Raw genomic sequence first — 11947 nt, 5'->3', positions numbered from 1 at the left:
TCGGAGCCGCCCGCCACCAAGCCGATAGTCTAAGTCAAGTACAACACCTGCACCATAGGCGAACGGTGGCAGGACCCCGCTGCCCGGAGCCACCAGCGCTGACAGCCACTAACAGGGGGCTCACAACACATAACGGGCGATTCTCGTCCTGCGGGCGTAAGTTTTCGGCAGCACCGAGCACCCCCCAGGAGAGACCCATGAATACGCCCAAGACTCCCGAACTAATCGATCAGGACCGCCGCCTGGTTTTGAGCACGGCCGCAATGGGCATTGCCGCCGTAGGTACTGCCAGCCTGCTCCCATCGGTCGCCGCAGCCGCGGGCGATGCGATCCGGCCCTTCAAGGTCAGCTTTCCTCAGGAGGAAATCGACGAGCTTAGCCGACGCGTCGCCGCGACCCGCTGGCCGGACCAGGAGAATGTGGCTGACGACACCCAGGGCGTGCAGCTCGCCACAATGCAGAAGCTCGCGAAGTACTGGGCGACGGATTACGACTGGCGCAAGATGGAGACCCGGCTCCATGCCCTGCCGCAGTTCATCACCGAGATCGACGGGCTGGACATCCACTTCATCCATGTCCGCTCCAGGCATGAGAATGCATTGCCGGTAATTATCACGCATGGCTGGCCTGGCTCGATCATCGAGCAGTTGAAGGTCATCGAGCCGCTCACCAATCCAACCGCCAACGGCGGGAGCGAAGCGGACGCATTTCATGTGGTGATCCCCTCGCTGCCTGGTTACGGCTTCTCAGGCAAGCCGACCGCACCGGGATGGACACCTGTCCGCATCGCCAAAGCGTGGGCGATGCTGATGCAACGCCTCGGTTACACGAGATACGTCGCGCAGGGCGGCGACTGGGGCAACGCCGTGTCGGAGACGATGGCGCTGCAAGAGCCTCCGGGCTTGCTTGGCATCCACACCAACATGGCTGCCACCGTGCCCGCCGACATCTCGAAGGCGCTTGCCGCCGGCGGCCGGGCGCCCGCCGGCCTCTCGCCCGACGAGAAGCGCGCCTGGGACCAGCTCGACGATTTCTACAAGAACGGGCTGGGCTACGCGATCGAGATGAACAATCGCCCGCAGACGCTCTACGGCATCGTCGACTCGCCGGTTGGTCTCGCAGCCTGGATGCTCGACCACGACATCCGCAGCTACGAGCTGATCGCACGCGTCTTCGACGGGCAGCCGGAAGGGCTGACGAAGGACGATATCCTGGACAATGTCACGATGTACTGGCTGACCAACACGGCGATCTCCTCGGCGCGTCTTTACTGGGACAACGCGCACCACCCGACGGGAGGCTTCTTCGACCCCAGGGGCATCAAGATCCCGGTCGCTGTGAGCGCCTTCCCGGACGAGATCTACCAGGCGCCGGAGACCTGGGCTGAAAAGGCGTATCCGAAGCTTATCCATTACAACCGGCTCCCCAAGGGCGGCCATTTCGCAGCCTGGGAGCAGCCCGCGGCCTTCACCGCCGAACTCCGGACGGCATTTCGTCCGCTGCGCCAGCAAATCTGAACCCCTCACAGGGTTCCGCTTGCAGTCACACCTGCTCGACTGTCCAAGGCAACCCGATTGAACCCGGGACAAAGGAGAACGCCATGTCAGCAATCGCGCACTCTTCCGCATCGCACGAACCCATCACGAAGATGGCAGCCCCCGTCGAGGACCATGAAATCGTCGATTCAAGCTTTACGGCTATCATCAACGCGCCGATCGAGAAGATTGACATTCCCAACTGGTGCTTCGCGCTGTCCGAACATGAATATCAGGGGTGTTCGCCTGCCCACATAGCGGCGGGTTTCACGACGGCGCCGGATGGCAAGCGCATGTCGATCAATGTCGAGATCATCGGCGGCAGCCTGATGGTGCAACACTATGTCGAGACGCTTGGCCGCAAGGATCACCTCATCCTGGAGTCGGTTTCAGACCTCTTCACGCCTACGGGCCGCACCACGATCCATGTGCGTTGGGAGCTGAGCGTCAAGGCTATCGACAGTCGCCGATGTGAGTTTACCAACCACGTCCGGTCCTGGGCCACGAAGGAATTCATGGCCTTCTTCGAGCGCCAGGGCATCCCGTTCGAGGTGCTTCGGTCACAGCGCCAGCCCATGTCGATCGCTCACAACAAGGGCGAGACGCCGCTTTTTGCGGCCAGCATCGAACGAGCCGCGCTCAGGAACTGAGCGGCAGCATCTTTCTTGTGATGTAGCCGCTCAATGGAGGAGGCACAATGACGAGGCACGCACATGACCGGGAGGTCACCGCACTTTTGGTGATCGATCCGTACAACGACTTCATTTCCGATGGGGGCAAGATATGGCCCCGCATCCGGGCTGTCGCAGAGGCGAACGGCTGCGTGCCTCACATGCTGCAAGTCCTGAATGCCGCGCGTCAAGCTAAGCTTCGCGTCTTCTATGCAATGCATCATCGATACCGTCCGGGCGACTATGAGACATGGACTTACGTCGCGCCCGTCCAGAAGAGAGCATGGAAGAGCAAGAGCTTTGAATACGGCACCTGGGGCGGCGAGATTCGGTCCGAGTTCGAGCCCAAGCCAGGCGAAACTGTCGCGACCGAACATTGGTGTTCCAGTGGGTTCGCCAATACGGATCTGGATCTGCAGCTGAAAAGGCACGGAATCCAGAAACTCATTGTCATCGGACTGATCGCACACACCTGCGTCGAAGCGACCGTTCGCTTCGCCGCCGAGCTCGGCTACGACGTAACCATGGTGAGGGACGCGACGGCAGACTACTCGGATGAGGAGATGCACGCGGCTCTCGACATCAACATGCCGAACTACGCCAGCGCGATTGTCACGACAGACCAAATCATCGACTCGATTTCTGCCGTCCAGACCTCGGCCGCCGAGGCGTAGGTGATGATCGATCTCACACGCGAGGGAATGGCCAACCGTGCGCATCTCACTCTGCACTCCGGCGGACCGTTTCCGTGCGCTCGACGCGTCAAAATACGTCGAAGAGAACTTGGCTCTGGCCGACATGCAGCAGAGAGATCCAGAACAGGCTCGGTCATTACGTGGCAACGATCGGGCAGGACCAGGTCCCACCCAACTGGAAAGAAAACGACCATGTCAGACATCGCAACGGCCCGTCAGGGCGAAAAGACCTCCGACACCGCAAGCGCACGTCCCGTCGACCTGAAGTTCGAGGTTGTCGTTATTCCGGTCGCAGACGTCGACCGCTCCAAGCAGTTCTACGAGGGCCTCGGCTGGCGGCTCGATGCCGACTTCGCGGTCGGCGACATGTTCCGGGTTGTGCAGTTCACGCCTCCGGGCTCGCCTGGCTCGATCCACTTCGGCAAGGCTGTCACCTCGGCCGCGCCGGGGTCGACACAGGGTCTCTATCTCATCGTGTCCGACATCGTAGCGGCGCGCGCCGAGCTCATCGCTCACGGTGCAAATGTGAGCGAAGTGTTCCACCGTGCCGGTCCGGGACAGCCTGCTGTCAATGGTCGGGACCCGGAGGGACGCAGCTACGTCTCCTTTGCAACGTTCAGCGATCCCGACGGGAACGGCTGGCTGCTCCAGGAGATCACCACCCGGTTTCCGGGCCGGATCGACTCGAAGGCGACGAGCTTCGCCTCCGAGGGCGACCTGGCCGCCGCAATGCGGCGCGCGTCGGTCGCCCACGGAGAGCACGAGAAGCGGACCGGCGGCCAGCGTGACGAGAACTGGCCGGACTGGTACGCCGAATACATAGTGGCCGAGCAGTCTGGCGAGGAACTGCCGCAGTAGGAAGAGCTTCCAGACGGCGGCACACTGGCGCCGTATTCGTTCGCGGCCTGCGGAGATCGTGGCGACCTGACGGCCTTTATCGGAGGAAATCATGAGTACCGCAGCCATCCCCACTCAGCGCGAACCTGAACTTCTTGGCCAGACCGTCGTCGTCATCGGCGGTAGCGCCGGCATCGGTCTGGAGACCGCCCGGCGTGCCCGCGCCGAAGGCGCCCGCGTCATCCTCACCGGACGCAATCGCGACCGCCTCGATCAAGCAGCGTGCGAGATTAGCGCTGAGGGCACCGCCGCCTTCCACGCCAATGATGCGACCCAGCTGAAGTCGTTCTTTCAAGATCTGCCGGACTTGATCGACCATGTGATGGTTACTGCCGGCGCTCCCCATTATCGCTCTCCCCTCGAAATTCCTCCCGAGGAGGCACGACACGATCTCACGGACCACCTATTGCTCGCGCTCAATGTGGCACGCAGCGCCGCTGGCAAGGTCGGGTCGGCCGGCTCACTGATATTCATGGGCGGCACGGGCGCACGCCGCCCAAAACCAGGCCTCGCGATCGTCTCGACGGTTACCGTCGCGTTCCCCGCGCTCATCGCCAATCTCGCGCTCGAGCTCGCGCCGATACGCGTCAACCTGATCGCCGCAGGCTTCGTCGACACGCCACTGTCGGCGTCGCTGCTCGGCGACAACCTCGACAAGCGGCGCGATGAACTGCGCGCGACGCTGCCAATCCGACGTGTCGTCGGACCGGCTGATGTCGCCGCGCTCGCCGTTCACATCATGAGCAACACGGCGCTGACGGGCGCGACATACGACCTCGACGGCGGCCAGCAGCTCGTCTCGTGACTACGCAAGAACAAAGCACATTGCCTCATCACAAAGAGACATCACTATGAACACGATCAGTGTTTGCGACAAAATCGATGAGCGCCGCCGTCGCCTGATCGGTGCAGCCGCAATGGGCATGACGCTTGCCGAACTCGGCATGACCGCGACAGCGAAGGCGGCGCCCATTGGAGTCGACCAGACGACGGCGTCTGCGATGCACACGGCAAAGAACTCGTTCGGCGAACCCAGGCAGATCGATGCCGGTGTCCTTAATGTCGGCTATGCAGAGGCCGGCCCTGCCGACGGTCCGCCCGTTATCCTTCTCCATGGCTGGCCTTACGACATCCACACATATGTCGACGTTGCGCCCATTCTGGCGGCGAAAGGCCGCCGCGTGATCGTGCCCTACCTGCGCGGATACGGCACGACGCGGTTCCTGTCGGACGAGACGATGCGCAATGGTCAGCAGTCGGCCATCGCTGCCGACATCGTCGCGCTGATGGATGCGCTGGGTATCGAGAAGGCGACGATTGCCGGCTGCGACTGGGGCGCTCGGACGGCGAACATCATCGCCGTCCTGTGGCCGGAACGCTGCAAGGCGATGGTCTCGGTGAGCGGCTATCTCATCGGCAACCAGCAAGCCGGCAAACTGCCGCTGCCGCCGAAGGCCGAGCTGCAATGGTGGTACCAATATTACTTCGCTACCGATCGCGGCCGTGTCGGCTACGAGAAATATACGCGCGATTTCGCCAGGCTGATTTGGCAGCTCGCCTCGCCGCAATGGAATTTCGATGAGCCCACGTTCGAGCGGAGTGCTGCGGCCTTCGACAATCCGGATCACGTCGCGATCGTCATCCACAATTATCGCTGGCGGCTCGGCCTGGCAGAAGGCGAGGTGCAATATGATCCACTGGAGCAGCGGCTTGCTCAGGCACCCGTCATCTCCGTGCCCACGATGACGCTCGAGGGCGACGCCAATGGCGCGCCGCATCCGGACGCCAGCGCTTACGCCAAGATGTTTTCAGGCAGATATAGCCACCGGGTAGTCATGGGCGGCATTGGACACAACCTACCTCAGGAAGCACCACAGGCCTTTGCCGACGCCGTTGTCGAGGTCGACGCGTGATCGAGTTCGCGGCGCCGCCCCTCCGGCAGGTACGACAACCACCAAAAGAATGCCTATGAACCCGATCGCAAGGGTTGTTTACACGGCCAGGACCGCAACCACAGGTGGCCGCGAGAATGGCGCCTCGCGCAGCTCTGATGGCCTTCTGGACATCAGGCTTTCCATACCCGGATCGGCGCGCATCGGCACCAACCCGGAGCAACTGCTTGCAGCCGGCTGGTCGGCCAGCTTCGCAAGCGCGGTTGCGTCTGTGGCTCACGAACAAAAAATTATGCTGCCGGCCGGAGTGAGAATCGATGCCGAGGTTGATCTAAATCTCGGGGACGACGGCTACTCTCTCAGCACTCGGCTCAACGTCAGCCTGCCTGGCGTGGAGTACAATACCGCACGAGCCCTGATCGACGAGGCGCACGACATTTGTCCGTACTCGAAAGCGACGCGCGGCAACGTGCAAATTGCGATCAACCTGCTCTGAGTGGATTGCATCGATCGTTGAAGCAATTGGCATGGCCAGGGTTACATTTTGGATCATTCCTTCGCGCCAAGGTCTACAAAAACCTGCCACGGCATCGCACCTGTCAGAGCGCATCCAGCACAAATACGGTCAGGATGACAGGAGGGGTATCCCTCCGATCACCGTGATAATCCCTTCTGAGCGCGAAATGTCCGCTCCGGGGTCATGAGCTGTCACTGGTGGCGTCTGCACACAGGTGCGGCAAAGTCCGCCTCAACGTAAGCATCAAATCCAAAGGCGGGCACCGGCACGGGCAAGCCGACGCTCGGCAAAACCAGCAGGAGCCGTGAGCAATCCCGCCTGTGCTTCCGTCAGCTCAGAAGATCGAGTCTGTGATCGCCTTGACCGGGCCGAGCAGGATCGATCCTTCCGGCACGCCGGCGTCGATCGGGATGGCTTTGCGGTTTGCTGTCGCCACCATCGGCTGGCCGATATCGGCCGTCACCACGACCGGGGTCTTGTTCGGCACTCGGTCGTAGAGATCGATAATGTCCTGGTTCATCAGGCGAACACAGCCCGACGACACCGATTTGCCGATCGACCGCCATTCCGGCGAACCGTGCAAGCGGTAGAGCGTGTCCTGGTTGCCCTGGAAGAGATAGAGCGCCCGCGCGCCAAGCGGGTTCTTGAGCCCACCGGGCATGCCGCCATTGTCGGCGCTGTACGGTCTTAGTTCGGGCTGGCGGGCGATCATTTCGTCCGGCGGCGTCCATTTCGGCCATTTCTGCTTCCATTGGACCACCGCATCGCCCGACCATTCGAAGCCGGCGCGGCCGAGGCCGACGCCATAGCGGATCGCCTGGCCGCCCGGGCGCACCAGATAGAGGAAGTGATTGGTGGTGTCGACGACGATGGTGCCCGGCTGCTGCCCGGTCGGATCGTCAACGATCTGGCGCAGGAACTGCGGGTCGATCTTGTCGACCGGTATGGCCGGCAGCTCGAAGCCGCCATCCGACATCGGCCCATACATCGTCACATAGTCGCCAAGCGCCGGCTCGACATAGGTCGGCGGCGGCGGCTCGACCGGCTGTTGCGACAGCGTGGTGCAACTGGAGACCGCGACCGAGGCGGCGCCAAGGGCTGCTGCGTTGAGGAAACCGCGACGGCTCAGGCGCAGAGAGGACGATGGGGGTGTGAACATGATTGCCTTTTTTAAGTCTCAAATCGCAACAAAGCATGAATGCGCCCGGTTGCGCGCGGTTGCCCGAGCAATGCCCGGCGCGATAGGCGGTTCCAATTCTGGCCGCAGGGTGGACAAACAAAGGCAAAGCTGTGACTGGATCGTCACTGTTGCGCCGACGCAACATTCCGGTGTCACCCCCCGGCGACCAGACCTTCAAGGGACGGCAGGATCAGGGCCGGTGGAAAATCCCGGTATTCCTCTGGCTGATTGGCGCGGTTGATCCACACCGTCCTGAAGCCGAATTTGGTGGCGCCGGCGACGTCCCAGCGGTTGGATGACTGGAAAGAGACAGCGCCCGGATAGAGGCGCCAGCCCGTGGTGACCATGTCGTAGACCGACGGATCGGTCTTGAAGCGCTTGACGCTGTCGACGGAATAGATGTCGTCCAGGACCTGGTCGAGCGCGGCGGATTTGACGGCCGCTTCCAGCATCTCAGGCGAACCGTTGGACAGGATCGCCAGCCTTGCCCCCGATGCCTTGAGCGCCTTGAGCACGGCCGGTACCTCCGGATAGCAGTCCAGCCGCCAATAGGCCTCGAGCAGCTTCGCCCTCAGCCCGGCATCGGCGGATGGAACCTTGCGCAGGGCGAAGTCGAGGGCCTGCTCGGTGAGCTGCCAGAAATCGGCATAGGCCCCCATCAGCGTCCTGACCCAGGAATATTCCAGCTGCTTGGCGCGCCAGATATCGGACAGCAACTGGCCGTCCGGCCCGATCTGGTCGGCGTGACGGCGCACGGCCGCATGCACGTCGAACAGCGTGCCATAGGCGTCGAAAACGTAAGCCGCGAACTGCATTCGACAGTTTTGAGGCCGCGTAAGGCAAGGCGCAAGCGCTGATTGCAGTCCGCCAGCCCGCTGGCCTCAACAAATCTCAGCCAAGCCGGTTGACGGCGGCCGCCAAAGCATCTTCCAATGCGCCGCAACAAGCATCGAACGGAACCTGGCAATGACACTGGCGACTGCGGCGCAATCCGCGACATGGACCTTCGTCGACGGCGACTGGTACGAGGGCAATGTTGCCATTCTAGGGCCGCGCAGTCACGCCATGTGGCTCGGCACCAGCGTGTTCGACGGCGCCCGCTGGTTCGAGGGCGTCGCTCCCGATCTCGATCGCCATGCGGCAAGGGTAAACGCCTCGGCGATCGCGCTCGGCCTGAAGCCGACGATGAGCACCGACAGGATCGTCGGCCTGACCTGGGACGGGCTGAAGAAGTTCGACGGCAAGACGGCGGTCTATATCAGGCCGATGTATTGGGCCGAGCATGGCGGCTATATGGGCGTGCCGGCCGACCCGGCCTCGACGCGTTTCTGCCTTTGCCTCTATGAATCGCCGATGATCTCGCCGGCGGGGTTTTCGGTGACGGTGTCGCCGTTCCGGCGCCCGACCATCGAAACCATGCCGACCAATGCCAAGGCCGGCTGCCTTTATCCCAACAACGGCCGGGCCATCCTCGAAGCCAAGATGCGCGGCTTCGACAATGCGCTCGTGCTCGACATGCTGGGCAATGTCGCCGAGACCGGCACGTCGAATATTTTTCTGGTCAAGGACGGCCATGTCCTGACGCCGGCGCCGAACGGCACCTTCCTTTCCGGCATCACCCGCGCGCGCACCATGGCCCTGCTTGGCGAATACGGGTTCACGACGACAGAAAAGACGCTGTCGATCCGCGATTTCCTGGAGGCGGACGAAATCTTCTCGACCGGAAACCACTCGAAAGTGGTGCCGGTCACCCGTATCGAGGATCGCAATCTGCAGCCCGGACCGGTGGCCAAGAAGGCGCGCGAACTCTATTGGGAATGGGCGCATTCGACTTCGCCCGGCTGACCCGCTAAAAAGCGGCCGGCGCTTCGTTTCCGGAGTTGTTCCAGACCAATCCAGTCCTATGTTAGTCCGGTATCGACACCGGATTTTTCCACGAGGGAGTACGACCGATGGCTTTTGAATTGCCCGCCTTGCCCTATGATTACGAGGCTTTGCAGCCTTATATGTCCAAGGAAACGCTGGAATATCATCACGACAAGCACCACAAGGCCTATGTCGACAACGGCAACAAGCTGGCCGCCGAGGCGGGCATGGGCGATTTGTCGGTCGAAGAGGCCGTCAAACAGTCCTTCGGCAAGAATGCGGGCCTCTTCAACAATGCCGCCCAGCACTACAATCACATCCATTTCTGGAAATGGATGAAGAAGGGCGGCGGCGGCAACAAGCTGCCCGGCGCATTGCAAAAGGCGGTCGACAGCGACCTTGGCGGCTACGACAAGTTCAAGGCCGACTTCATCGCCGCCGGCACCACCCAGTTCGGTTCGGGCTGGGCCTGGGTCTCGGTCAAGGACGGCAAGCTGGCTATCTCGAAGACGCCGAATGGCGAGAACCCGCTCGTCCATGGCGCGACGCCGATCCTCGGCGTCGATGTCTGGGAACACTCCTACTACATCGACTATCGCAACGCCCGGCCGAAATATCTCGAAGCCTTCGTCGACAGTCTCATCAACTGGGACTATGTGCTCGAGCTCTACGAAAAGGCCTGATCCGTTCCAGAAAAGCCCCGGCAGAACCGGGGCTTTTCTTTTTCAGCATCAGAACGACAGCTGCAAAAATTTCACGCAAGCGTGAGGCGAAGCGTCGGAATTTTTAGGCCATCCTTGCCGTTTGTCATCGGGGTGGGACCGCATCCTGAATTTGCCTTCAACATGGAGCCAAGTGAATGAGAAAGCTTATCCTCGCCATCTCGATGCTCGCTTTCGCCGGTTCGGCGGCATTTGCCGACCCGGTAGCCGACCGGCAGGCCCTGATGAAGGAACGTGGCAAGATCGCCGCCGGCTTGTCGAAAGTGGTCAAGGGCGAGACGCCCTACGACGCAGCTTCGGTGCTGACGGCGTTGCAGGCACTGCAGGTCAATGCCGAGAAATTCCATGCCGGCGTCGACACGCTTTTCCCGGCCGGCAGCGACATCGGCGACACCACGGCGTCCCCAAAAATCTGGCAGGACATGGCCGGCTTCAAGACGGCTGAAGGCAAGTACCTCGCCGACGTCAAGGCAGCGGTCGCCGCAGCACCTGCGGATGCCGACGCGTTGAAGGCGCAGTTCAACACCATCGGCGGCGGCTGCGGCAACTGTCATCAAAACTACAGGGTGAAAAAAGGCTGATAGCGGGCAATGCGCTTGCTGAAGAAACTTGTCGGCGCCGCCCTCGTTCTGGGCGGCGCGGCCGCGATTGCCGGCTGGTTCCTGTCGGCTCCGGTCAGGCTCGATGCCGCAACGCTGGCTGAGCTTGGTCCTGGCGACGCCGCCAGGGGCAAGCGCATCTTCTACGCCGGCGGCTGCACATCCTGTCATGCCAAGCCTGGCTCGCAAGGCGACGCCCGTCTTCAGTTGGCGGGCGGCCTTGAACTCAAGACGCCGTTCGGCAGCTTCGTGCCGCCGAACATATCGCAGGATACCAGGGACGGCATCGGGGCCTGGTCGGTCGAGGATCTTGCCAACGCCATGCTGAAGGGCGTGTCGCCGTCGGGCGAGCATCTCTATCCAGCATTTCCCTATGCTTCCTACGCGCGCATGAAGCCGGCCGACATTGCCGATCTCTATGCATTCCTGAAGACGTTACCCGCGGTCGCCGGCAAGGCGCCCGCCAATTCGCTGGCATTTCCCTTCAACGTCCGACGCGGTCTTGGCTTGTGGAAGCTGCTCTATTTGAGTGACCAGCCGGTCGTTTCCTTTCCCGACGGCACACCGGATCCGGTGTTGACAGGCCGCTATCTGGTCGAAGGCCCCGGCCATTGCGGCGAATGCCACACGCCGCGGGATCTTGCCGGCGGCACCAGCAAGAGCCAATGGCTGGCAGGTGCGGCCGCCGCCGAAGGCAGCGGCATCGTGCCGAACATCACGTCGGGCGAGGGCGGCATCGCGGACTGGTCCGAGGCCGACGTCGCCAACTATCTCGAAACCGGCTTCACGCCGGATTTCGATACGGTCGGCGGCGCTATGGTCGACGTGCAGCGGAACATGGCCGTGCTGACCCCGGAGGACCGCTCGGCGATCGCCGCCTACCTGAAAGCCGTGCCGCCGCATCCCAACGGCTATCCGGCGCGCAAGAAGCCGGCGAGCTGACAGCTGTTGCGTCAGCGGTCGCCGAGAAAGTCGAAGCCGGTTTCGAAGAAGTGATTGTAGTCGCAGGTCATTTCCTCGCCGGGCGCAATGTCGCGCAAGGCATAGGTCTCCTCCGGCTGCGAGACGTCGCAATTCGGGTCGTCGGCATGGTTCATGTAGCGCGCATCATCGGCCTCGAAGACGATGTAGTTCGGGTCGCGCCGGTCCGGATAGGCGTAGCGGTCGAGATAGGTTTTGACCGGCCCGGTTTCCCGCTCATAGGTCTCCACCTCGATGCGCCGGTCGTATTTCGGGTCGAGCTTCCAGACCAGCGTGCCGCGGGCAATGTGGTTCTTGGCAAAGACGCCGATGCCCTGGATGGGCGATTTGTCGAGATAGACATCGACGAGCAACATGGCAGATCCCTGGGTGATTGAGTGTTGGCGGCGACC

The 11947-nt window shown here is 62.1% G+C and carries 14 protein-coding genes; 11 read left to right on the top strand and 3 right to left on the bottom strand.

What is annotated here, in order from left to right; translation table 11 throughout:
* The first annotated feature begins 197 nt into the window (after positions 1-197).
* The 7 genes from NKH49_RS17700 to NKH49_RS17670 all read left to right on the top strand — a co-directional run bounded on the left by NKH49_RS17700 (position 198) and on the right by NKH49_RS17670 (position 6186).
* The gene (locus NKH49_RS17700) at positions 198-1517 is read left to right on the top strand and encodes an epoxide hydrolase family protein (protein ID WP_502907903.1); all 1320 of its coding nucleotides are present in this window, start codon (positions 198-200) and stop codon (positions 1515-1517) included.
* Between the two features lie 131 nt (positions 1518-1648).
* Positions 1649-2185 (top strand): hypothetical protein, encoded by a 537-nt coding sequence (locus NKH49_RS17695; RefSeq protein ID WP_352471106.1) that lies wholly within the window; start codon positions 1649-1651, stop codon positions 2183-2185.
* Positions 2186-2232: 47 nt separating this feature from the next.
* On the top strand, positions 2233-2880 hold the full coding sequence (locus tag NKH49_RS17690) for a cysteine hydrolase family protein (RefSeq protein WP_352501766.1): 648 nt from the start codon (positions 2233-2235) through the stop codon (positions 2878-2880).
* Positions 2881-3102: 222 nt separating this feature from the next.
* Complete coding sequence (locus NKH49_RS17685; RefSeq protein WP_502907904.1) at positions 3103-3759, top strand: VOC family protein; 657 nt, start codon at positions 3103-3105, stop codon at positions 3757-3759.
* A 91-nt stretch (positions 3760-3850) separates the two neighbouring features.
* A complete protein-coding gene (locus tag NKH49_RS17680; protein ID WP_352927002.1) occupies positions 3851-4603 on the top strand; it encodes an SDR family oxidoreductase in 753 nt (250 codons plus the stop codon).
* A 46-nt stretch (positions 4604-4649) separates the two neighbouring features.
* Positions 4650-5711 carry an alpha/beta fold hydrolase gene (locus NKH49_RS17675; RefSeq protein ID WP_352470986.1) on the top strand — a complete coding sequence of 354 codons (1062 nt, stop codon included), beginning with the start codon at positions 4650-4652 and terminating at the stop codon, positions 5709-5711.
* A 55-nt stretch (positions 5712-5766) separates the two neighbouring features.
* On the top strand, positions 5767-6186 hold the full coding sequence (locus NKH49_RS17670) for an Ohr family peroxiredoxin (RefSeq protein ID WP_352470987.1): 420 nt from the start codon (positions 5767-5769) through the stop codon (positions 6184-6186).
* Positions 6187-6541: 355 nt separating this feature from the next.
* Here NKH49_RS17670 and NKH49_RS17665 read toward each other — a convergent pair whose 3' ends face one another.
* Together NKH49_RS17665 and NKH49_RS17660 are read right to left on the bottom strand one after the other, a co-directional pair.
* The gene (locus NKH49_RS17665) at positions 6542-7366 is read right to left on the bottom strand and encodes a L,D-transpeptidase (RefSeq protein WP_352540739.1); all 825 of its coding nucleotides are present in this window, start codon (positions 7364-7366) and stop codon (positions 6542-6544) included.
* Positions 7367-7539: 173 nt separating this feature from the next.
* The gene (locus NKH49_RS17660) at positions 7540-8202 is read right to left on the bottom strand and encodes a haloacid dehalogenase type II (protein WP_352470989.1); all 663 of its coding nucleotides are present in this window, start codon (positions 8200-8202) and stop codon (positions 7540-7542) included.
* Positions 8203-8353: 151 nt separating this feature from the next.
* On the opposite strand from NKH49_RS17660, the gene NKH49_RS17655 reads away from it, so the two are divergent.
* The 4 genes from NKH49_RS17655 to NKH49_RS17640 all read left to right on the top strand — a co-directional run bounded on the left by NKH49_RS17655 (position 8354) and on the right by NKH49_RS17640 (position 11516).
* Complete coding sequence (locus tag NKH49_RS17655; protein ID WP_352470990.1) at positions 8354-9232, top strand: branched-chain amino acid aminotransferase; 879 nt, start codon at positions 8354-8356, stop codon at positions 9230-9232.
* A gap of 107 nt (positions 9233-9339) precedes the next feature.
* The gene (locus NKH49_RS17650) at positions 9340-9936 is read left to right on the top strand and encodes a superoxide dismutase (protein ID WP_023677850.1); all 597 of its coding nucleotides are present in this window, start codon (positions 9340-9342) and stop codon (positions 9934-9936) included.
* A gap of 176 nt (positions 9937-10112) precedes the next feature.
* Positions 10113-10556 (top strand): c-type cytochrome, encoded by a 444-nt coding sequence (locus NKH49_RS17645; RefSeq protein WP_352850256.1) that lies wholly within the window; start codon positions 10113-10115, stop codon positions 10554-10556.
* Positions 10557-10565: 9 nt separating this feature from the next.
* Positions 10566-11516: a cytochrome c gene (locus NKH49_RS17640; protein ID WP_352540741.1), complete on the top strand. Its 951-nt coding sequence runs from the start codon at positions 10566-10568 to the stop codon at positions 11514-11516.
* A gap of 11 nt (positions 11517-11527) precedes the next feature.
* On the opposite strand, the gene NKH49_RS17635 is transcribed toward NKH49_RS17640, so the two are convergent.
* Positions 11528-11911: an SET domain-containing protein gene (locus tag NKH49_RS17635; protein WP_352470993.1), complete on the bottom strand. Its 384-nt coding sequence runs from the start codon at positions 11909-11911 to the stop codon at positions 11528-11530.
* Between the last annotated feature and the right edge of the window lie 36 nt (positions 11912-11947).

Origin of the sequence: Mesorhizobium sp. M1088 (assembly GCF_040318575.1) — a bacterium.
In the GTDB taxonomy this organism is placed as follows: domain Bacteria; phylum Pseudomonadota; class Alphaproteobacteria; order Rhizobiales; family Rhizobiaceae; genus Mesorhizobium.
This window is presented reverse-complemented; position numbering and strand designations above follow the sequence as displayed.